The following is a 17,969-nucleotide window of genomic DNA, read 5'->3' as shown; positions in this document are numbered from 1 at the left end:
GGCAGGGGGGACCGCGCCCCGCTGGCCCCCGGCCCCCCCCCCACACCCACAAAAACACCCCCCCCCCCCCCCCCCCCGCCCCCCCCCCCCCCCCCCCCCCCCCCCCCCCCCCGGCCATGGGCTCGGGGCGGCACGCCGCCCGAGCCCTCCCGGGTCCTGGACCCACCGGGTCAACAGACCCACTTGATCTTTCACAACCGATCGGCAGGAGCGAGAACAGGCGATGGCGGGACAGAAGATCCGCATCCGGCTGAAGGCCTACGACCACGAGGCGATCGATGCCTCGGCGCGGCGCATCGTGGAGACGGTGACGAAGACCGGAGCGCGCGTCGTCGGCCCGGTGCCGCTGCCGACGGAGAAGAACGTGTACGCCGTGATCCGGTCTCCGCACAAGTACAAGGACTCCTTCGAGCACTTCGAGATGCGGACCCACAAGCGGCTCATCGACATCCTCGACCCGACGCCGAAGACGGTCGACGCGCTCATGCGCATCGACCTGCCGGCCTCGGTCGACGTCAACATTCAGTAAGGGCAGTCAGCAGACATGGCGAGCACATTCCGTGGTCTCCTCGGCGAGAAGCTGGGGATGACCCAGGTTTTCGACGAGAACAACCGCCTCGTGCCGGTGACCGTCGTCAAGACGGGCCCGTGTGTGGTGACCCAGGTGCGCACCCCCGAGGTCGACGGCTACTCCGCCGTCCAGCTCGGGTTCGGTGAGATCGACCCGCGCAAGGTGAACAAGCCCGAGGGCGGGCACTTCACCAAGGCGGGCGTGACGCCGCGGCGCCACCTGGTGGAGCTGCGCACCTCCGACGCGGGGAACTACACGGTCGGCCAGGAGCTGACCGCCGACGTGTTCGACGGCGTCGCGAAGGTCGACGTCATCGGCACCAGCAAGGGCAAGGGCACCGCCGGTGTCATGAAGCGCCACGGGTTCAAGGGCCTCGGCGCCTCGCACGGCACCCAGCGCAAGCACCGGTCGCCGGGTTCCATCGGTGGCGCGTCGACGCCGGGCCGGGTCTTCAAGGGCCTGCGCATGGCCGGCCGCATGGGTGCGGTCAAGACCACGACCCTGTCGCTCGTCGTCCACAAGGTGGACACCGAGCGGGGTCTGCTGCTGATCAAGGGCGCCATCCCCGGCCCGAAGGGCGGCCTCGTGCTCGTCCGTTCGGCCGTCAAGGGCGGTCCCGTGGGGAGTGACGACAAGTGACCTCATCGACCGAGACGCGCACCGACCGCCAGGTCGACGTCCGCACCCCGGCGGGGGAGACCTCCGGCAGCGTGACGCTGCCCGGTGAGCTCTTCGACGCCAGTGCGAACGTCTCCCTGATGCACCAGGTCGTCGTCGCGCAGCTGGCGGCTGCCCGCCAGGGCACCCACGCCACCAAGTCGCGGGGTCAGGTCGCCGGCGGTGGCGCGAAGCCGTACCGCCAGAAGGGCACCGGGCGTGCCCGCCAGGGCTCGATCCGCGCGCCGCAGTTCACCGGTGGTGGCATTGTCCACGGCCCGCAGCCGCGCAACTACGAGCAGAAGACCCCGAAGAAGATGAAGGCCGCCGCCCTGCGCGGTGCCCTCTCCGACCGGGCCCGCGAGGGCCGGGTGCACGTGGTCTCCGCGTTCGTCGACGGCGACGCCCCCAAGACGAAGGCCGCGCTGGCCACGCTGAACGCCGTCACCCAGGCCAAGCGGGTCCTGGTGGTCCTCGACCGCGACGACGTCCTCAACTGGGTCAGCCTGCGCAACGTCCCCGAGGTGCACCTCATCGAGGCCGGCCAGCTCAACACCTACGACGTGCTGGTCTCCGACGAGGTCATCTTCACCGAGGCGGCGCTGGCCGAGTTCGTCGCCGGTCCGGCCAAGGGCAAGCGCTCCGGCGCCGACCTGCCCGACCTCGCCACCTCCGAGATCCCCGGTGGCATCCCGTCCATCGCCCCCGCCGCCGGCGAGGGCACCGTCGAAGAGACCACCGAGGAGAAGGCATGAGCGTCCGCGACCCCCGGGACGTCCTGCTCGCCCCGGTCATCTCCGAGAAGAGCTACGGCCTGCTGGATGGCAACCAGTACACGTTCATCGTGCGGCCGGACGCCAACAAGACGCAGATCAAGATCGCGGTTGAGCAGATCTTCAAGGTGAAGGTCCTCGGCGTGAACACGATCAACCGCCAGGGCAAGCGCAAGCGCAGCCGGGGTACCCAGATGGGCAAGCGCAAGGACACCAAGCGCGCCATCGTCTCCGTGGCTGCCGGCGACCGCATCGAGATCTTCGGTGGTCCCGGCGCCTGAGCGCCGTGACCGTTTCGGACCAGAGATAGAGGACTGAGTCAGCAATGGCTATCCGCAAGTACAAGCCGACGACGCCGGGCCGCCGCGGCTCCAGCGTCGCCGACTTCGCCGAGGTCACGCGAGACCACCCCGAGAAGTCGCTGGTCCGACCGCTGCACGGTCGTGGCGGGCGCAACGTGCACGGGAAGGTCACCGCTCGCCACCAGGGTGGCGGCCACAAGCGCGCCTACCGGGTGATCGACTTCCGTCGTGCCGACAAGGACGGCGTGCCGGCCAAGGTCGCGCACATCGAGTACGACCCGAACCGCACCTCCCGGATCGCGCTCCTGCACTTCGCCGATGGCGAGAAGCGCTACATCATCGCGCCGGCGCGGCTGAAGCAGGGCGACACGGTGGAGTGCGGCCCCACGGCCGACATCAAGCCGGGCAACAACCTGCCGCTGCGGAACATCCCGGTCGGCACCGTGGTTCACGCCATCGAGCTCCGTCCCGGTGGCGGCGCGAAGATCGCCCGTTCCGCGGGGACCAGCGTCCAGCTGGTCGCCCGCGAGGGTCGCTTCGCGCAGCTGCGCATGCCGTCGGGGGAGATCCGCAACGTCGACGTGCGCTGCCGCGCGACCGTCGGCGAGGTGGGCAACGCCGAGCAGTCGAACATCAACTGGGGCAAGGCCGGCCGTATGCGGTGGAAGGGCAAGCGCCCGACCGTCCGCGGTGTGGCGATGAACCCGGTCGACCACCCGCACGGTGGCGGTGAGGGCAAGACCTCCGGTGGTCGCCACCCGGTGAACCCGAAGGGCAAGCCGGAGGGCCGGACGCGCAAGCGGAAGGCAAGTGACGCCCTGATCGTGCGCCGCCGGCGCACCAACAAGAAGCGCTGAGCGGGTAGAGGAGTCCGACAGATATGCCACGCAGCCTGAAGAAGGGCCCGTTCGTCGACGACCACCTGCTCGCCAAGGTGGACGCCCAGAACGCCAAGGGCACCAAGAACGTGATCCGTACCTGGTCACGCCGTTCGACGATCATCCCGGACATGCTCGGCCACACCCTCGCGGTGCACGACGGCCGCAAGCACGTCCCGGTGTTCGTGACCGAGGCGATGGTCGGGCACAAGCTCGGGGAGTTCGCGCCCACGCGCACCTTCCGCGGGCACGTCAAGGACGACCGCCGCTCGCGGCGGGGCTGACCAGGTAGAGAGAGATTCAGATGACTTCCCAGTTGGGACAGGAGGCGCCGGTCGCCCGGGCTACGGCCCGGTTCGTCCGCGTGACCCCCATGAAGGCCCGCCGCGTGGTGGACCTGATCCGCTACCTGCCGACCGACGAGGCCCTGGCGCTGCTGCGCTTCGCCCCGCAGTCGGCGAGCGAGCCGGTCGCCAAGGTGGTCGCCAGCGCGGTGGCCAACGCCGAGCACAACCTGCAGCTGGACCCGGCTGCACTCGTGGTCAGCGCGGCGTACGTCGACGAGGGGCCGACGCTCAAGCGGATCCGTCCGCGTGCGCAGGGCCGGGCGTTCCGCATCAACAAGCGGACCAGCCACATCACCATCGAGGTGAGCGAGGTCGCCAGCAGCGCCGTCCTCGCGCAGAAGTCGCGCAAGGCGCGCCGGGACACCGGCCAGTCCGGCCCGGCCACCCAGCAGTCCACCAGCAACACGAGGGGAGGGACCCGATAGTGGGTCAGAAGGTCAACCCGCACGGGTTCCGGCTCGGGATCACCACCGACTACAAGTCCCGGTGGTACGCGGACAAGCTGTACAAGGACTACGTCAAGGAAGACGTCGCGATCCGCAAGCTCATGTCCAAGGGCATGGAGCGGGCCGGCATCTCCAAGGTGGAGATCGAGCGCACCCGTGACCGGGTCCGCGTCGACATCCACACCGCCCGTCCGGGCATCGTCATCGGGCGCCGCGGCGCCGAGGCGGACCGCATCCGCGGCGAGCTGGAGAAGCTGACCGGCAAGCAGGTGCAGCTGAACATCCTCGAGGTCAAGAACCCCGAGTCCGACGCGCAGCTGGTCGCCCAGGGCGTCGCCGAGCAGCTCTCCAGCCGGGTGAGCTTCCGTCGCGCCATGCGCAAGGCGATGCAGTCCGCCCAGCGCAGCCCGCAGGTCAAGGGCATCCGGGTGCAGTGCTCGGGTCGCCTCGGCGGCACCGAGATGAGCCGCTCGGAGTTCTACCGCGAGGGCCGGGTGCCCCTGCACACCCTCCGGGCGAACATCGACTACGGCATCTACGAGGCCCGTACGACCTTCGGTCGCATCGGCGTCAAGGTCTGGATCTACAAGGGCGACGTCAGCGGCTCGCGCGCCGAGCGGGAGGCCCTCGAGGCACTCGCCCAGCGTCAGCAGCGACGTGAGCGCGCGCAGCGGCCCCAGCGCCGCTCGGGTTCCTCGGGCACCACCGCTGGTGGCACCGAGGCCGGCCGCGCCGCCGCCGAGTCCACGACGGGGCCGGTGGCCGAGACCACCGACGCCGTGGTCGCGCAGACCTCCGGTGAGGTCGCTCCCGAGCAGACCGTCGCCGAGGCAGCCGGCCCGCAGGGCACGGCAGCCGCCGAGACGGCCACCGAGAACACGGAGAGCTGAGCCATGCTCATCCCACGGCGCGTCAAGCACCGCAAGCAGCACCACCCGAGCCGCTCCGGCCGGGCCAAGGGCGGCACCGAGATCAACTTCGGTGAGTACGCCATCCAGGCCCTGGAGCCGGCCTACGTCACCAACCGGCAGATCGAGTCGGCGCGTATCGCGATGACCCGGCACATCCGTCGTGGCGGGAAGGTGTGGATCTCGATCTACCCCGACCGTCCGCTGACGAAGAAGCCCGCCGAGACCCGCATGGGTTCCGGTAAGGGTTCGCCCGAGTGGTGGGTGGCCAACGTCAAGCCCGGTCGCGTGCTGTTCGAGCTGTCCGGGGTCGCCGAGCCCGTGGCCCGCGAGGCCATGCGTCGTGCGATCCACAAGCTGCCGATGAAGTGCCGCTTCATCACGCGTGAAGGAGAAGTGTGATGGCCGCCGGTCTGACCGCTCCCGAGCTGCGCGAGCTCTCTGCTGACGAGCTCGCCTCGCGGCTGCGCGAGTCGAAGGAAGAACTGTTCAACCTGCGGTTCCAGGTGGCCACCGGCCAGCTGGACAACAATCGGCGACTGCAGACCGTCCGCCGCGACATCGCCCGGATCTACACGATCATGCGCGAGCGCGAGCTGGGTCTCTCGGTCGCCCCGAACGAGGGTGTGGCATGAGCGAGACCCAGGAGTCGTCCGGCCCCGGCCTGGCCGGCCGTGGCTACCGCAAGGTCCGCGAGGGCCTCGTCGTCAGCGACAAGATGGAGAAGACCATCGTCGTCGAGGTCGAGGACCGCGTGAAGCACGGCCTGTACGGCAAGGTCATCCGCCGGACGAGCAAGCTGAAGGCGCACGACGAGCAGGGCGTCGCCGGTGTCGGTGACCGCGTGCAGATCATGGAGACCCGGCCGACGTCGGCCACCAAGCGGTGGCGGCTGGTCGAGGTCATCGAGAAGGCCAAGTAGTCCTGCAGGAGGCGGCCCGGCAGGGTCGCCCCAGGTAGGAGTACGCTGAACGACTGGCGCGCACCTCGTGGCTCGAGGGGGTCGCGCGTCACATCCCGGTACCCGTGCTTCGGACGCACCGGCGGCAACTGCCGCCGGTGCGTCCGCACGCGAGTGCCGGACAGCCGGTTCACCGTTCCGGCCCGGCTGTCACCACAAGTATTTGGGAGTAGGACGTGATCCAGCAGGAGTCGCGGCTGCGCGTCGCCGACAACACCGGTGCGAAGGAGATCCTCTGCATCCGGGTGCTCGGCGGCTCCGGGCGACGCTACGCGGGCATCGGCGACATCATCGTCGGCACCGTGAAGGACGCGCTGCCCGGTGCAGGCGTCAAGAAGGGTGACGTCGTCAAGGCCGTCGTCGTCCGCACCGTGAAGGAGCGCCGTCGTCCGGACGGCTCCTACATCCGCTTCGACGAGAACGCCGCGGTCATCATCCGCGACAGCGGCGACCCGCGCGGGACGCGCATCTTCGGGCCCGTCGGCCGGGAGCTCCGCGACAAGCGCTTCATGCGGATCATCTCGCTCGCCCCGGAGGTGCTGTGATCATGGCGGACAAGACCCCGTCGATGAAGGTCAAGAAGGGCGACACCGTCCTCGTGCTGGCCGGCAAGGACAAGGGAGCCAAGGGCCGCGTCATCGCCGCCTACCCCAAGCTCCAGCGGGTCCTGGTCGAGGGCGTCGGTCGCGTGCGGAAGCACACCCGCATCAGCTCGACCCAGCGCGGCGCCCAGCAGGGCGGGATCGTCACGCAGGAGGCGCCCATCCACGTGAGCAACGTGATGGTGGTCGACTCCGAGGAGAAGCCGACCCGGGTCGGCTACCGCAAGGACGAGGAAGGCCGCAGCATCCGGGTCTCGCGGCGCACCGGTAAGGACCTCTGAACCTCATGAGCGCACCCACCCGTGAGCTGCCCCGCATGCTCGCCCACTACCGCGAGACGATCACGCCGGCCCTCCAGTCGGAGTTCGGCTACGAGAACGTCATGCAGATCCCGCGCCTGACGAAGATCGTCGTCAACATGGGCGTCGGCGAGGCCACCCGCGACGCCAAGCTGATGGACGGCGCGGTCCGCGACCTCACCGCCATCACCGGCCAGAAGCCGGCCGTCGTCCGGGCCCGCAAGTCCATCGCGCAGTTCAAGCTGCGCGAGGGCATGCCCATCGGCGCGAAGGTCACCCTCCGCGGCGACCGCATGTGGGAGTTCCTGGACCGCCTGCTGTCGCTGGCGCTGCCCCGCATCCGCGACTTCCGCGGCCTGAACCCCAAGCAGTTCGACGGCCACGGCAACTACACGTTCGGGCTGAACGAGCAGTCGATGTTCCGCGAGATCGACGTCGACAAGATCGACCGTCCCCGCGGCATGGACATCACGCTGGTCACCACCGCGACCACCGACGAGGAGGGTCGCGAGCTGCTCCGCCAGCTCGGCTTCCCCTTCGCCGGCCAGCCCGTCGTCACGACCGTCCGCTGAGCCGGGCAGGAGAGAAGAGATGGCCAAGAAGGCGCTGATCAACAAGGCGGCCCGCACCCCGAAGTTCAAGGTGCGTGGCTACACCCGCTGCCAGCGGTGCGGTCGCCCGCACTCGGTGTTCCGCAAGTTCGGCCTGTGCCGGATCTGCCTGCGGGAGATGGCCCACGCCGGGGAGCTCCCGGGCGTTCGCAAGAGTTCCTGGTAAAACACCCCGTCCTCCCCACCCTTCGCAAGCTCAGGGTGGGACCCGGGACGGGGCCGGGCCGCTCCATCCCCTCACCAACGCACCACTGATCGCCGAAAGGCCCCGCGCCAAGTCCCCGATGACCCGGCGCACGAGGAACCGCGGCGAGAGAGGCACCACTACGTCATGACCATGACCGACCCGATCGCAGACATGCTGACGCGTCTGCGCAACGCCAACCAGGCGTACCACGACTCCGCGGTCATGCCGTCGTCGAAGCTCAAGACGCACATCGCCGAGATCCTCCAGCAGGAGGGCTACATCGCGGGGTGGCGCGTGGACGAGACCGACGCCGACGGCAAGCCGTTCAAGCAGCTGGTGGTCGACCTCAAGTACGGCCCGAACCGCGAGCGGAGCATCGCCGGCGTCCGGCGGGTCTCCAAGCCCGGTCTGCGGGTGTACGCGAAGTCGACGGCGCTGCCCAAGGTCCTCGGCGGCCTCGGCGTCGCGATCATCTCGACCTCGACCGGGCTGCTGACCGACAAGCAGGCGAACAAGAAGGGCGTGGGTGGGGAAGTCCTCGCCTACGTCTGGTAAGGGAGCGAACGACAATGTCACGGATCGGACGACTCCCGATCGCCGTGCCCGGTGGTGTCGACGTCGCCATCGACGGTCAGACGGTCAGCGTGAAGGGACCCAAGGGCACGCTCAGCCACACGGTCGCCGCGCCGATCACCGTCGAGCGCGACGAGGACGGCACGCTGCGGGTGCAGCGCCCCAACGACGAGCGGCAGAGCCGCGCCCTGCACGGGCTCTCGCGGACTCTGATCGCCAACATGATCACCGGCGTCACCGAGGGGTACACCAAGACCCTCGAGATCGTCGGTGTCGGTTACCGCGTCCAGGCGCGCGGCTCGGACCTCGAGTTCGCCCTGGGCTTCAGCCACCCCGTGCCGGTGAAGGCCCCGGAGGGCATCACCTTCGCGGTCGAGTCCCCGACCCGCCTGCGGGTCAGCGGGATCGACAAGCAGCTGGTCGGTGAGGTGGCGGCCAAGATCCGCAAGATCCGCAAGCCCGACCCGTACAAGGGCAAGGGCGTGCGGTACCAGGGCGAGGTCGTCAAGCGCAAGGTCGGGAAGACGGGTAAGTGATGGCTCAGGCAACTGCTCCCACGAACGGGAAGACCGCCGGCGGCCGCAAGCCCGTCGGCACCGACATCAGCACCGCGCGGCGCGTCTCGCGCCTGCGTCGGCACAACCGGCTGCGCAAGCGGGTCGCCGGCACGCCGGAGCGCCCGCGCCTGGTGGTCAAGCGCAGCTCGCGCCACATCCACGTGCAGGTGGTCGACGACACCGTCGGCCGCACCGTGGTGAGCGCGTCGACCATGGACGCCAGTCTGCGTGGCGCCGAGGGCGACAAGTCCGCCCTGGCCCGCCAGGTGGGTGCCCTGGTGGCCGAGCGCGCGAAGGCCGCCGGCATCACGGCGGTCGTCTTCGACCGCGGGGGCAACCGCTACGCCGGGCGCATCGCCGCGCTGGCCGACGGTGCCCGCGAGGGTGGGCTGGACTTCTGATGACCAGCCACCGCACCAGCACGAGCGAGCAGATCGAGAGGGACGTCTGATGCCAGGACCACAGCGACGCGGCGGCGGCGCCGGCGGCGGCAACGACCGCCGCGACCGTCGTGACGGCGGGCGGGGCCCCGGAGGCGCTCCCGCCGAGAAGAGCAACTACATCGAGCGCGTGGTGGCGATCAACCGCGTGTCCAAGGTCGTCAAGGGTGGTCGGCGCTTCAGCTTCACCGCTCTGGTGATCGTGGGCGACGGTGACGGCACCGTGGGCGTCGGCTACGGCAAGGCCAAGGAGGTGCCCGCGGCGATCGCCAAGGGCGTCGAGGAGGCGAAGAAGCACTTCTACAAGGTGCCGCGCATCGCCAGCACCATCCCGCACCCCGTGCAGGGTGAGGCGGCGGCGGGCGTCGTGCTCCTCAAGCCGGCGAGCCCCGGTACCGGTGTCATCGCCGGTGGCCCGGTGCGCGCCGTGCTGGAGTGCGCCGGTATCCACGACGTGCTCTCGAAGAGCCTCGGTTCGTCGAACCCGATCAACATCGTGCACGCCACCATGCAGGCGCTGAAGGACCTCGTCCGCCCCGAGGAGATCGCGGCCCGCCGTGGTCTGCCCCTCGAGGACGTCGCCCCGGCCGCCATGCTGCGTGCGCGTGCGGGTCAGGGGGTCTGAGATGGCGCAGCTGAAGGTCACCCAGGTCAAGTCCGCGATCGGCACCAAGCCCAACCAGCGCCAGACGCTGCGCTCGCTGGGCCTGAAGAAGATCAACGACTCGGTCGTCCAGGAGGACCGTCCCGAGATCCGCGGGATGGTCGCGACGGTGCCGCACCTCGTGCGCGTCGAAGAGGTCTGAGGAAAGACTCGCTATGACACTGAAGGTCCACCACCTGCGTCCGGCCCCCGGCGCCCACACCAAGAAGACCCGCGTGGGTCGTGGTGAGGGTTCCAAGGGCAAGACGGCCGGGCGCGGTACCAAGGGCACCGGCGCGCGGGGCACCGTCTCCGCGCGGTTCGAGGGTGGGCAGACCCCGCTGAACATGCGGCTGCCCAAGCTCTCGGGCTTCAAGAACAACAACAAGGTCGTCTTCCAGGTCGTCAACCTCGACCGGATCGCGGCGCTGTTCCCGCAGGGGGGCGCGGTCAACCCGGACACGCTGGCCGAGGCCGGCGCGGTGCGCCGCGGCCAGCCGGTCAAGGTGCTGGGCACCGGTGACCTCGGCGGGATCAAGGTCGACGTGCACGCGAACGCCTTCTCCGCCTCGGCTGCCGAGAAGATCGCCGCGGCCGGCGGCAGCACCACCGTTCTCTGAGTAGAAGGACCCCTTCCCCTCCCTCGGCCCCGTCCGGAGGCTCACCGCGAGCTCGCGAGCGGTGAGGGGGACGGGGTCCTTCTCTTGCTAACCTCACTCGACCGAACAGGGGAGGGCACGTGCTGCAGGCGTTCGCCGCGGCGTTCCGGACGCCAGATCTCCGGCGCAAGCTGCTGTTCTCCCTGGCGATCATCGCCGTCTACCGGCTGGGGGCGGCGGTCCCGGGGCCGGGCGTCTCGGTGGAGGCGATCAACAGCTGCCTGGAGCAGGCCCAGGCCTCCGACCAGCGGGACCTCTACTCGCTGGTGAACCTCTTCTCCGGCGGCGCGCTGCTCCGGTTGAGCGTGTTCGCGCTGGGGATCATGCCCTACATCACCGCGAGCATCATCGTGCAGCTGCTGGTGGTGGTGATCCCGCGCTTCGAGCAGCTGAAGAAGGAAGGGCAGTCGGGTCAGGCCAAGCTGACCCAGTACACCCGCTACCTCACCATCGCGCTGGCCGTGCTGCAGAGCACCGGCATCATCGCCCTCGCCCGCAGCGGGCAGCTGTTCCCGAACTGCAGCCAGGAGATCATCCCGTCGGAGTCGGTCTGGACGACGGTGATCCTGGTGATCACGCTGACCGCCGGCACCGCGCTGATCATGTGGCTCGGCGAGCTGCTGACCGAGAAGGGGATCGGCAACGGCATGTCCGTGCTGATCTTCACCTCGATCGCCGCGCGGATCCCGGCCGAGGGCGGCTCGATCCTGCAGACGCGGGGCGGCATCGTCTTCGCCGTCGTGTGTGCCTTCGCCGTCGTGATCATCGGCACCGTGGTCTACGTCGAGCAGGCGCAGCGCCGCATCCCGGTGCAGTACGCCAAGCGGATGGTCGGCCGCCGGATGTACGGCGGCACGTCGACCTACCTGCCGCTGAAGGTGAACCAGGCCGGCGTCATCCCGGTCATCTTCGCCTCGTCGCTGCTGTACCTGCCCCAGCTGATCACCCAGCTCCAGGGCAACGAGACCGGAGCGGTGCGTCGGTTCTTCGAGAACTACGTGATCGACCAGAGCAGCCCGGTCCACGTCGCGATCTACTTCGCGATGATCATCTTCTTCACGTACTTCTACGTGTCGATCACGTTCAACCCGGAGGAACGGGCCGACGACATGAAGCGCTACGGCGGCTTCATCCCGGGCATCCGGCCGGGGCGGCCCACCGCCGAGTACCTGCAGTACGTCCTGTCCCGGATCACGCTTCCGGGGTCGATCTACCTGGGTCTGGTCGCAGTCCTGCCGAACCTCTTCCTGTCGATCACGCAGGAAGGGCAGAACCAGAACTTCCCGTTCGGTGGAACCGCTGTCCTGATCATGGTCGGAGTGGGGTTGGAGACGGTGAAGCAGATCGAGACGCAACTGAATCAGCGCAACTACGAAGGGTTCCTGAAGTAGTGCGCATCGTCCTCCTGGGCCCCCCCGGAGCGGGCAAGGGCACCCAGGCGCAGATCATCGCCGCCAAGCTCGGCGTCCCCGCGATCTCGACCGGCGACATCTTCCGCGCCAACGTGAGCGGGAAGACGGAGCTGGGCCAGAAGGCCAAGGTCTACATGGACGCCGGCGACCTCGTGCCCGACGAGATCACCGTCGCCATGGTCAAGGACCGGCTGGCCGAGGACGACGCGGAGTCGGGCTTCCTGCTCGATGGCTTCCCGCGCACCATCGCCCAGGCCGAGCAGCTGCGGGAGTCCCTCACCGAGCTGGGGCAGAAGCTCGACCGCGTCGTGGAACTCGTGGTCGACGAGGACGAGCTGGTCCGGCGGCTCTCGGGTCGGCGCATGATCGTGGACGGTAAAGAGGTCCAGCGCGACGACGACAAGCCCGAGACGGTGCGGCACCGGCTGCACGTGTACCGGGAACAGACCGCACCGGTGGCAGGCTTCTACGAGGACGAGGGGCTGCTCGCGCGCATCGACGCGATCGGTCCGGTCGAGGAGGTCACCGCCCGGGCGCTGCGCGCGCTGGGCGCTGACGATGACGGCGAGGCCGGTCAGCCGGCGTGAGCCACCGGCCGGCCGGTGCGGTGAAGGAGCGACGCGGAAGATGACGGCAGGCATCCTCGGCCGCCTTCCGTTGGTCGCGAAGTGGAGTGGACGCATGATCCAGATAAAGACGCCGCACGAGATCGAGCTGATGCGGGGCGCGGGGCTCGTCGTCGCGGGAGCGATCGCGGCCGTCCGCGCTGCCATCCGCCCGGGGGTCACCACGGGTGAGCTCGACGCGATCGCCGAGGACCACATCCGCAGCGCGGGTGCCGTGCCCTCGTTCCTGGGGTACCACGGCTTCACCGGCAGCATCTGCGCGTCGATCAACGACGAGATCGTGCACGGCATCCCGCACAAGGACCGGGCGCTCGCCTCGGGCGACAACATCTCGATCGACTGCGGGGCCATCCTGAACGGCTGGCACGGGGATTCCGCCGTGACGGTGACGGTGGGGGAGCCCTCTGCCGAGGATGCGGCGCTGCTCGACGTGACGGAGCGGTCGATGTGGGCGGGGCTGGCCCGTGCCGTCGCCGGCGGCCGGCTGACCGACATCAGCTCCGCGGTCGAGCAGGTCATCCGGGCCGAGAGCCACCCGTACGGCATCGTCGACCACTACGGCGGGCACGGCATCGGCACGGAGATGCACCAGGACCCGCACGTGCTGAACTACGGGCGGCCGGGCCGTGGCCCCAAGCTCGTCCCCGGCCTCGCCCTGGCGATCGAGCCGATGGTGACCGTCGGCGACCCCGCCACCGTGGAGCTCGAGGACGGTTGGACGGTCGTCACGAAGGACGGGTCGCGCGCGGCACACTTCGAGCACACGGTCGCCATCACCCCCGAGGGTCCGTGGGTGCTCACCGCCGAGGACGGCGGCGTCGCGGGTCTGGCGCCGTTCGGGATCACGCCCCGCACCTGAAGAAGGACCCCGACCTCCTCACCCCTCGCACGCTGGGAGTGAGCCCCTGATCGGGCCGTTCAGCACGTCACCACTGTCACTCCGGGGCGGGTTGGTGACGCGTGGGACATCGGGGTACGATCTTCTGTGGCGCTAGCGCCGTTCTGTCGTCGTGCTGTGGCCGCATGACGCAGAGCGCCCTCTGCGAGAGCGCCGGCACCACCCGATCTGCAAAGTCCCGAGCGCGTCCAGCCGGTCATCGGCGCGGCCGCGCGAAGGAACCAGTACCACCGAGTCAAGGAGTGCGTGTAGGGCATGGCGAAGAAGGACGGGGCCATCGAGGTCGAGGGTCGCGTCGTCGAGCCGCTGCCCAACGCGATGTTCCGGGTCGAGCTGCAGAACGGGCACCGGGTGCTCGCCCACATCAGCGGCAAGATGCGGCAGCACTACATCCGCATCCTGCCCGAGGACCGCGTGGTCGTGGAGCTCTCGCCCTACGACCTGACGCGCGGTCGCATCGTCTACCGCTACAAGTGACCGTCACGGACCCGCACGGCGTGCGCGGTCCGGGCACATCGATTTCGAGGAATGAGGGGCGGCACCGGTGAAGGTCCAGCCGTCGGTGAAGAAGATCTGCGACAAGTGCAAGGTGATCCGCCGGCACGGCCGGGTCATGGTCATCTGCGACAACGCCCGGCACAAGCAGCGCCAGGGCTGAGGGAGTACCTGAACATGGCACGACTGGCTGGCGTCGACCTGCCCCGCGAGAAGCGGATGGAGATCGCGCTCACCTACATCTATGGCATCGGCAAGCACCACGCCAAGGAGACCCTGGCCGCGACGGGTGTGAACCCCGACCTGCGCGCCAAGGACCTCAGTGACGAGGACCTGCTGAAGCTCCGCGACTACATCGACGAGCACTTCCGCGTCGAGGGTGACCTGCGCCGCGAGGTGGCCGCCGACATCCGTCGCAAGGTGGAGATCGGTTGCTACCAGGGTCTGCGGCACCGCCGTGGCCTCCCGGTGCACGGTCAGCGCACCAAGACCAACGCGCGCTCGAGCAAGGGCCCGCGCAAGACCATCGCCGGCAAGAAGAAGGCCGGCAAGAAGTAAGCCGCGAGAGCGCGTCGCCGCAGATCCCGTGAGGGGGGAGCGTCGGCGCGCACGCGTGCTGCCTCTCTAGGCCACGAAGAGAAGGAACTCGACAGACTCATGCCTCCCAGGGCTCGCGCCGCGGCCGGCGCCAAGAAGGTCCGCCGCAAGGAGAAGAAGAACGTCGCTCACGGTGCTGCGCACATCAAGAGCACGTTCAACAACACGATCGTCTCGATCACCGATCCCAGCGGGAACGTGATCAGCTGGGCCTCCGCCGGCCACGTCGGCTTCAAGGGCTCCCGCAAGTCGACCCCCTTCGCCGCGCAGATGGCCGCCGAGAACGCGGCCCGCAAGGCGCAGGAGCACGGCATGCGCAAGGTGGACGTCTTCGTGAAGGGTCCCGGCTCCGGCCGGGAGACCGCGATCCGCTCGCTCCAGGCCACCGGCCTCGAGGTGGGGCAGATCCAGGACGTCACCCCGCAGCCGCACAACGGCTGCCGCCCCAAGAAGCGCCGCCGGGTCTGACCGGCCACTGACGAGACGAAGAGGTAGATAGACGTGGCCCGTTACACCGGAGCCGACTGCCGCATGTGCCGGCGCGAGAAGATGAAGCTGTTCCTCAAGGGCAGCAAGTGCGAGTCCCCGAAGTGCCCGATCGAGATCCGGCCGTACCCGCCGGGCGAGCACGGCCGGGGCCGCAGCAAGGACAGCGAGTACCTGCTGCAGCTGCGCGAGAAGCAGAAGGCCCGCCGTATCTACGGTGTGCTGGAGAAGCAGTTCCGCGGCTACTACGAAGAGGCCAACCGCAAGACGGGCAAGACCGGTGAGGTCCTGCTGCAGATCCTCGAGTCGCGGCTGGACAACGTGGTCTACCGGGCCGGCTTCGCCGAGTCCCGCGACATGGCCCGCCAGCTGGTGCGCCACGGCCACATCCGGGTGAACGGCCGCAAGGTCGACATCCCGTCGTACCGGGTCAGCGAGAACGACATCATCGAGGTCGCCGAGAAGTCGCGCACGATGATGCCGTTCGAGGTGGCCCAGGCCCGCGCGGGCGAGCGCCCCGTGCCGCCGTGGCTCGAGGTCATCAGCACCCAGCTCCGCGTGCTCGTCCACGGCATCCCGGCCCGTCAGGTGATCGACACCCCGGTCCAGGAGCAGCTGATCGTCGAGCTGTACTCGAAGTAGAAGGACCCTGTCGCACCCCGCCACACGCTCCGCGCGCGGCGGGCCCCTGCGACAGGGCCGTTCCAGCACCACCGGTCCCGGCGGACGGACAGATGTCCGCCGGGGCCAGCACCACCCCCTCACGGCGTCATATGGCGGGTGCCGGAGGACCTGAAGGAGACACCCAATGCTCATCGCACAGCGCCCCACGCTGACCGAGGAGACCATCTCGGAGCAGCGCTCGCGGTTCATCATCGAGCCGCTCGAGCCGGGCTTCGGCTACACCCTCGGCAACTCCCTGCGGCGCACGCTGCTGTCGTCCATCCCCGGTGCCGCTGTCACCAGCATCCGCATCGAGGGCACCCTGCACGAGTTCACCACCGTGCCGGGCGTCAAGGAGGACGTCACCGAGATCATCCTCAACCTCAAGAGCCTGGTCGTCAGCTCCGACTCCGACGAGCCGGTGACCATGTACCTGCGCAAGCAGGGCCCGGGTGAGGTCACCGCCGCGGACATCGCGCCGCCGGCCGGCGTCGAGGTGCACAACCCCGAGCTGCACATCGCCACCCTGAACGGCAAGGGTCGGCTGGAGGTCGAGCTGGTCGTCGAGCGCGGCCGCGGCTACGTGCCGGCCCCGCAGAACAAGCAGCCGGGCCAGGAGATCGGCCGCATCCCCGTCGACTCGATCTACTCGCCGGTCCGCAAGGTCACCTACGCCGTCGAGGCGACCCGCGTCGAGCAGCGCACGGACTTCGACCGGCTCGTGGTGGACGTGGAGACCAAGCCCTCCATCGCCCCGCGGGACGCGATCGCCTCGGCCGGGTCGACCCTGGTCGAGCTCTTCGGGCTGCTGCGCGAGCTGAACATCGACGCCGAGGGCATCGAGGTCGGGCCCAGCCCGGCCGAGGCCGCCGACATCGCCAACTTCTCGATGCCGATCGAGGACATGGACCTCACCGTCCGGTCCTACAACTGCCTCAAGCGCGAGGGCGTGCACACCGTCGGTGAGCTCGTGACCCGCTCCGAGGCCGACCTGCTCGACATCCGGAACTTCGGGGCCAAGTCGATCGACGAGGTCAAGATGAAGCTGGCCGCCATGGGGCTGGCGCTCAAGGACAGCCCGCCCGGGTTCATCCCCACCTCGATCGAGAGCTACGACGAGGGCTACGAGACCGACGCCTACCAGGGCACGGGCGAGTACGCGGCCGGCTACGACCAGGCGCAGTACGACGAGGGCTCCTACCAGGAGACCGAGCAGCTCTGAGCAAGGGCCCCGCTGCACCCCGCCGCCGGCACGTCCGCGGTGGGCCCCTGCAGCGGGGCCGCTCGGGGCACGCCACACTGACGCCACGAGCAGTGCAGCACCACCGCAGCAAGGACGACAGCACCACCACGGATGCAGCCGGCAGCGAGCGCCCGGCCGCCTGAGGAAGGACCGACATGCCCACCCCCACCAAGGGCCCCCGTCTCGGCGGCTCCCCCGCGCACGAGCGGCTGATGCTGGCCAACCTGGCCACCTCGCTGTTCGAGCACGGGCGGATCACCACCACCGAGGCGAAGGCCAAGCGGCTGCGTCCGCTGGCCGAGAAGCTGGTGACCTTCGCCAAGCGCGGTGACCTGCACGCGCGTCGTCAGGTGATGACGACCATCCGTGACAAGGACGTCGTCCACACCCTGTTCGCCGAGATCGGCCCTCGCTACGAGAACCGCCCCGGTGGCTACACCCGCATCACCAAGGTCGGTCCCCGCAAGGGCGACAATGCCCCGATGGCGGTCATCGAGCTGGTCGAGGCCCTGACCGTCGGCCAGCAGGCCGTCGGCGAGGCCGAGCGCGCCCGTGGCACCCAGTTCGCCACCGGCGCCGGCGCGGCCGCTGCCACCGGCGAGGTCACCGCGGACGCGATCGAGACCGCCGACGCCGAGGAGACCCCGGTCGACGAGTCCGCTGCCGCGGAGACCTCCGTCGCCGAGGACGCGGCGGCCGACCAGGTCGCCGAGGAGGCGGCCGGCGAGACCGCCGCCGACGCCGAGGACACGGACGCCCGATGAGTTCGCCCGAGGACGTGACGGGCGCCGGCGCGGCCGGCGTGTCCGCCGGTGGCGGCGACCAGGGGGCGACGTTCCAGGGTGAGACCACCGGTCCCGGTGGCGACACCTCGCCCGCGGTGACCGACGGCAGCGTCACGGACGAGGCGCAGGAGATCGTCACCGACGTCTACAACCCCGACGGCGACCGGCAGGACGACGGTGACGTGACGCCCGAGCCGCAGCGCGAGAACGCGGCCTTGGTGGACGACCCGGCGCTCTCGCCCGAGGTGGCCCGGGCCGCGGCGGCGGAGGTCGAGGCCGCCGAGCTCGGGGACGCCGCGACCGCGAGCCAGCAGTACCAGGGCGGCGACGCCGCTCCGGACCCGAAGTGA

Annotated in this window: 32 protein-coding genes; all 32 read left to right on the top strand. The window is 69.6% G+C overall.

Annotated elements, in window-relative coordinates:
• Nucleotides 1-223 precede the first annotated feature (223 nt).
• Nucleotides 224-529: a 30S ribosomal protein S10 gene (gene rpsJ, locus ACI8AP_RS16585; protein ID WP_014377994.1), complete on the top strand. Its 306-nt coding sequence runs from the start codon at nucleotides 224-226 to the stop codon at nucleotides 527-529.
• Between the two features lie 15 nt (nucleotides 530-544).
• On the top strand, nucleotides 545-1,210 hold the full coding sequence (gene rplC, locus ACI8AP_RS16580; protein WP_456590456.1) for a 50S ribosomal protein L3: 666 nt from the start codon (nucleotides 545-547) through the stop codon (nucleotides 1,208-1,210).
• The gene (gene rplD / locus ACI8AP_RS16575; RefSeq protein WP_456590455.1) at nucleotides 1,207-1,983 is read left to right on the top strand and encodes a 50S ribosomal protein L4; all 777 of its coding nucleotides are present in this window, start codon (nucleotides 1,207-1,209) and stop codon (nucleotides 1,981-1,983) included. The genes rplC and rplD overlap by 4 nt, the downstream gene beginning before the upstream one ends.
• Nucleotides 1,980-2,282 carry a 50S ribosomal protein L23 gene (gene rplW, locus ACI8AP_RS16570; RefSeq protein ID WP_347058012.1) on the top strand — a complete coding sequence of 101 codons (303 nt, stop codon included), beginning with the start codon at nucleotides 1,980-1,982 and terminating at the stop codon, nucleotides 2,280-2,282. The genes rplD and rplW overlap by 4 nt, the downstream gene beginning before the upstream one ends.
• Nucleotides 2,283-2,326: 44 nt before the next feature.
• A complete protein-coding gene (gene rplB, locus ACI8AP_RS16565) occupies nucleotides 2,327-3,160 on the top strand; it encodes a 50S ribosomal protein L2 (protein ID WP_456590454.1) in 834 nt (277 codons plus the stop codon).
• A gap of 23 nt (nucleotides 3,161-3,183) precedes the next feature.
• Nucleotides 3,184-3,465, top strand: coding sequence for a 30S ribosomal protein S19 (gene rpsS, locus ACI8AP_RS16560; protein ID WP_236825796.1), 282 nt, complete (start codon nucleotides 3,184-3,186; stop codon nucleotides 3,463-3,465).
• Nucleotides 3,466-3,485: 20 nt separating this feature from the next.
• On the top strand, nucleotides 3,486-3,953 hold the full coding sequence (rplV, locus tag ACI8AP_RS16555; protein ID WP_091929107.1) for a 50S ribosomal protein L22: 468 nt from the start codon (nucleotides 3,486-3,488) through the stop codon (nucleotides 3,951-3,953).
• On the top strand, nucleotides 3,953-4,864 hold the full coding sequence (gene rpsC, locus ACI8AP_RS16550) for a 30S ribosomal protein S3 (protein ID WP_456590453.1): 912 nt from the start codon (nucleotides 3,953-3,955) through the stop codon (nucleotides 4,862-4,864). The genes rplV and rpsC overlap by 1 nt, the downstream gene beginning before the upstream one ends.
• Before the next feature lie 3 nt (nucleotides 4,865-4,867).
• On the top strand, nucleotides 4,868-5,284 hold the full coding sequence (gene rplP / locus ACI8AP_RS16545) for a 50S ribosomal protein L16 (protein WP_014377986.1): 417 nt from the start codon (nucleotides 4,868-4,870) through the stop codon (nucleotides 5,282-5,284).
• Nucleotides 5,284-5,517, top strand: coding sequence for a 50S ribosomal protein L29 (gene rpmC / locus ACI8AP_RS16540; protein WP_097194642.1), 234 nt, complete (start codon nucleotides 5,284-5,286; stop codon nucleotides 5,515-5,517). Before rplP ends, rpmC begins: the two co-directional genes overlap by 1 nt.
• A complete protein-coding gene (gene rpsQ / locus ACI8AP_RS16535; protein WP_456590452.1) occupies nucleotides 5,514-5,804 on the top strand; it encodes a 30S ribosomal protein S17 in 291 nt (96 codons plus the stop codon). Before rpmC ends, rpsQ begins: the two co-directional genes overlap by 4 nt.
• Before the next feature lie 215 nt (nucleotides 5,805-6,019).
• Nucleotides 6,020-6,388 carry a 50S ribosomal protein L14 gene (rplN, locus tag ACI8AP_RS16530; RefSeq protein WP_305998210.1) on the top strand — a complete coding sequence of 123 codons (369 nt, stop codon included), beginning with the start codon at nucleotides 6,020-6,022 and terminating at the stop codon, nucleotides 6,386-6,388.
• A 2-nt stretch (nucleotides 6,389-6,390) separates the two neighbouring features.
• Entirely contained in the window at nucleotides 6,391-6,726 is a 336-nt protein-coding gene (gene rplX, locus ACI8AP_RS16525) for a 50S ribosomal protein L24 (protein WP_456590451.1), read from the top strand.
• A gap of 5 nt (nucleotides 6,727-6,731) precedes the next feature.
• Complete coding sequence (gene rplE, locus ACI8AP_RS16520; RefSeq protein ID WP_456590450.1) at nucleotides 6,732-7,316, top strand: 50S ribosomal protein L5; 585 nt, start codon at nucleotides 6,732-6,734, stop codon at nucleotides 7,314-7,316.
• A 19-nt stretch (nucleotides 7,317-7,335) separates the two neighbouring features.
• Nucleotides 7,336-7,521 carry a type Z 30S ribosomal protein S14 gene (locus ACI8AP_RS16515; RefSeq protein ID WP_091929101.1) on the top strand — a complete coding sequence of 62 codons (186 nt, stop codon included), beginning with the start codon at nucleotides 7,336-7,338 and terminating at the stop codon, nucleotides 7,519-7,521.
• A gap of 165 nt (nucleotides 7,522-7,686) precedes the next feature.
• Nucleotides 7,687-8,097, top strand: a complete 411-nt coding sequence (rpsH, locus tag ACI8AP_RS16510; protein ID WP_456590449.1) for a 30S ribosomal protein S8 — start codon at nucleotides 7,687-7,689, stop codon at nucleotides 8,095-8,097.
• A gap of 14 nt (nucleotides 8,098-8,111) precedes the next feature.
• On the top strand, nucleotides 8,112-8,651 hold the full coding sequence (gene rplF, locus ACI8AP_RS16505) for a 50S ribosomal protein L6 (protein WP_456590448.1): 540 nt from the start codon (nucleotides 8,112-8,114) through the stop codon (nucleotides 8,649-8,651).
• Complete coding sequence (gene rplR / locus ACI8AP_RS16500; protein ID WP_456590447.1) at nucleotides 8,651-9,073, top strand: 50S ribosomal protein L18; 423 nt, start codon at nucleotides 8,651-8,653, stop codon at nucleotides 9,071-9,073. The genes rplF and rplR overlap by 1 nt, the downstream gene beginning before the upstream one ends.
• A gap of 49 nt (nucleotides 9,074-9,122) precedes the next feature.
• A complete protein-coding gene (gene rpsE / locus ACI8AP_RS16495) occupies nucleotides 9,123-9,737 on the top strand; it encodes a 30S ribosomal protein S5 (protein ID WP_026857030.1) in 615 nt (204 codons plus the stop codon).
• 1 nt (nucleotide 9,738) lies between these two features.
• Nucleotides 9,739-9,918: a 50S ribosomal protein L30 gene (rpmD, locus tag ACI8AP_RS16490; RefSeq protein WP_284491275.1), complete on the top strand. Its 180-nt coding sequence runs from the start codon at nucleotides 9,739-9,741 to the stop codon at nucleotides 9,916-9,918.
• A 13-nt stretch (nucleotides 9,919-9,931) separates the two neighbouring features.
• On the top strand, nucleotides 9,932-10,375 hold the full coding sequence (gene rplO / locus ACI8AP_RS16485; protein ID WP_456590446.1) for a 50S ribosomal protein L15: 444 nt from the start codon (nucleotides 9,932-9,934) through the stop codon (nucleotides 10,373-10,375).
• Between the two features lie 119 nt (nucleotides 10,376-10,494).
• The gene (secY, locus tag ACI8AP_RS16480) at nucleotides 10,495-11,805 is read left to right on the top strand and encodes a preprotein translocase subunit SecY (protein ID WP_456590445.1); all 1,311 of its coding nucleotides are present in this window, start codon (nucleotides 10,495-10,497) and stop codon (nucleotides 11,803-11,805) included.
• Nucleotides 11,805-12,413 carry an adenylate kinase gene (locus ACI8AP_RS16475; protein ID WP_456590444.1) on the top strand — a complete coding sequence of 203 codons (609 nt, stop codon included), beginning with the start codon at nucleotides 11,805-11,807 and terminating at the stop codon, nucleotides 12,411-12,413. The genes secY and ACI8AP_RS16475 overlap by 1 nt, the downstream gene beginning before the upstream one ends.
• 40 nt (nucleotides 12,414-12,453) lie before the next feature.
• On the top strand, nucleotides 12,454-13,311 hold the full coding sequence (gene map, locus ACI8AP_RS16470; protein WP_456590443.1) for a type I methionyl aminopeptidase: 858 nt from the start codon (nucleotides 12,454-12,456) through the stop codon (nucleotides 13,309-13,311).
• Nucleotides 13,312-13,605: 294 nt separating this feature from the next.
• The gene (infA, locus tag ACI8AP_RS16465) at nucleotides 13,606-13,827 is read left to right on the top strand and encodes a translation initiation factor IF-1 (RefSeq protein ID WP_012950459.1); all 222 of its coding nucleotides are present in this window, start codon (nucleotides 13,606-13,608) and stop codon (nucleotides 13,825-13,827) included.
• A 67-nt stretch (nucleotides 13,828-13,894) separates the two neighbouring features.
• On the top strand, nucleotides 13,895-14,008 hold the full coding sequence (gene rpmJ / locus ACI8AP_RS16460; protein ID WP_012950458.1) for a 50S ribosomal protein L36: 114 nt from the start codon (nucleotides 13,895-13,897) through the stop codon (nucleotides 14,006-14,008).
• A gap of 14 nt (nucleotides 14,009-14,022) precedes the next feature.
• On the top strand, nucleotides 14,023-14,403 hold the full coding sequence (gene rpsM / locus ACI8AP_RS16455) for a 30S ribosomal protein S13 (protein WP_456590442.1): 381 nt from the start codon (nucleotides 14,023-14,025) through the stop codon (nucleotides 14,401-14,403).
• A gap of 99 nt (nucleotides 14,404-14,502) precedes the next feature.
• Entirely contained in the window at nucleotides 14,503-14,910 is a 408-nt protein-coding gene (rpsK, locus tag ACI8AP_RS16450) for a 30S ribosomal protein S11 (protein ID WP_091319594.1), read from the top strand.
• A gap of 33 nt (nucleotides 14,911-14,943) precedes the next feature.
• A complete protein-coding gene (gene rpsD, locus ACI8AP_RS16445) occupies nucleotides 14,944-15,570 on the top strand; it encodes a 30S ribosomal protein S4 (protein ID WP_456590441.1) in 627 nt (208 codons plus the stop codon).
• 166 nt (nucleotides 15,571-15,736) lie between these two features.
• Nucleotides 15,737-16,813: a DNA-directed RNA polymerase subunit alpha gene (locus ACI8AP_RS16440; RefSeq protein ID WP_456590440.1), complete on the top strand. Its 1,077-nt coding sequence runs from the start codon at nucleotides 15,737-15,739 to the stop codon at nucleotides 16,811-16,813.
• A 176-nt stretch (nucleotides 16,814-16,989) separates the two neighbouring features.
• The gene (gene rplQ / locus ACI8AP_RS16435) at nucleotides 16,990-17,598 is read left to right on the top strand and encodes a 50S ribosomal protein L17 (RefSeq protein ID WP_456590439.1); all 609 of its coding nucleotides are present in this window, start codon (nucleotides 16,990-16,992) and stop codon (nucleotides 17,596-17,598) included.
• Nucleotides 17,595-17,969 carry a hypothetical protein gene (locus tag ACI8AP_RS16430; protein ID WP_456590438.1) on the top strand — a complete coding sequence of 125 codons (375 nt, stop codon included), beginning with the start codon at nucleotides 17,595-17,597 and terminating at the stop codon, nucleotides 17,967-17,969. Before rplQ ends, ACI8AP_RS16430 begins: the two co-directional genes overlap by 4 nt.

This window comes from Blastococcus sp. SYSU DS1021, from assembly GCF_054050995.1.
This window is presented reverse-complemented; position numbering and strand designations above follow the sequence as displayed.

Bases quoted from the DNA above. Each gene is read 5' to 3' on its own strand.
- rpsQ (WP_456590452.1), top strand. From the start codon at position 5,514: ATGAGCGAGACCCAGGAGTCGTCCGGCCCCGGCCTGGCCGGCCGTGGC.
- ACI8AP_RS16440 (WP_456590440.1), top strand. From the start codon at position 15,737: ATGCTCATCGCACAGCGCCCCACGCTGACCGAGGAGACCATCTCGGAG.
- rpmC (WP_097194642.1), top strand. From the start codon at position 5,284: ATGGCCGCCGGTCTGACCGCTCCCGAGCTGCGCGAGCTCTCTGCTGAC.
- rpsE (WP_026857030.1), top strand. From the start codon at position 9,123: ATGCCAGGACCACAGCGACGCGGCGGCGGCGCCGGCGGCGGCAACGAC.
- map (WP_456590443.1), top strand. From the start codon at position 12,454: ATGACGGCAGGCATCCTCGGCCGCCTTCCGTTGGTCGCGAAGTGGAGT.
- rplF (WP_456590448.1), top strand. From the start codon at position 8,112: ATGTCACGGATCGGACGACTCCCGATCGCCGTGCCCGGTGGTGTCGAC.
- rplC (WP_456590456.1), top strand. From the start codon at position 545: ATGGCGAGCACATTCCGTGGTCTCCTCGGCGAGAAGCTGGGGATGACC.
- rplR (WP_456590447.1), top strand. From the start codon at position 8,651: ATGGCTCAGGCAACTGCTCCCACGAACGGGAAGACCGCCGGCGGCCGC.
- infA (WP_012950459.1), top strand. From the start codon at position 13,606: ATGGCGAAGAAGGACGGGGCCATCGAGGTCGAGGGTCGCGTCGTCGAG.
- rplO (WP_456590446.1), top strand. From the start codon at position 9,932: ATGACACTGAAGGTCCACCACCTGCGTCCGGCCCCCGGCGCCCACACC.
- ACI8AP_RS16430 (WP_456590438.1), top strand. From the start codon at position 17,595: ATGAGTTCGCCCGAGGACGTGACGGGCGCCGGCGCGGCCGGCGTGTCC.
- rplE (WP_456590450.1), top strand. From the start codon at position 6,732: ATGAGCGCACCCACCCGTGAGCTGCCCCGCATGCTCGCCCACTACCGC.
- rplX (WP_456590451.1), top strand. From the start codon at position 6,391: ATGGCGGACAAGACCCCGTCGATGAAGGTCAAGAAGGGCGACACCGTC.
- ACI8AP_RS16515 (WP_091929101.1), top strand. From the start codon at position 7,336: ATGGCCAAGAAGGCGCTGATCAACAAGGCGGCCCGCACCCCGAAGTTC.
- rpsS (WP_236825796.1), top strand. From the start codon at position 3,184: ATGCCACGCAGCCTGAAGAAGGGCCCGTTCGTCGACGACCACCTGCTC.
- rplV (WP_091929107.1), top strand. From the start codon at position 3,486: ATGACTTCCCAGTTGGGACAGGAGGCGCCGGTCGCCCGGGCTACGGCC.
- rplQ (WP_456590439.1), top strand. From the start codon at position 16,990: ATGCCCACCCCCACCAAGGGCCCCCGTCTCGGCGGCTCCCCCGCGCAC.
- rplP (WP_014377986.1), top strand. From the start codon at position 4,868: ATGCTCATCCCACGGCGCGTCAAGCACCGCAAGCAGCACCACCCGAGC.
- rplB (WP_456590454.1), top strand. From the start codon at position 2,327: ATGGCTATCCGCAAGTACAAGCCGACGACGCCGGGCCGCCGCGGCTCC.
- rpmD (WP_284491275.1), top strand. From the start codon at position 9,739: ATGGCGCAGCTGAAGGTCACCCAGGTCAAGTCCGCGATCGGCACCAAG.
- rpsH (WP_456590449.1), top strand. From the start codon at position 7,687: ATGACCATGACCGACCCGATCGCAGACATGCTGACGCGTCTGCGCAAC.
- rplW (WP_347058012.1), top strand. From the start codon at position 1,980: ATGAGCGTCCGCGACCCCCGGGACGTCCTGCTCGCCCCGGTCATCTCC.
- rpsM (WP_456590442.1), top strand. From the start codon at position 14,023: ATGGCACGACTGGCTGGCGTCGACCTGCCCCGCGAGAAGCGGATGGAG.
- rpsK (WP_091319594.1), top strand. From the start codon at position 14,503: ATGCCTCCCAGGGCTCGCGCCGCGGCCGGCGCCAAGAAGGTCCGCCGC.
- rpsJ (WP_014377994.1), top strand. From the start codon at position 224: ATGGCGGGACAGAAGATCCGCATCCGGCTGAAGGCCTACGACCACGAG.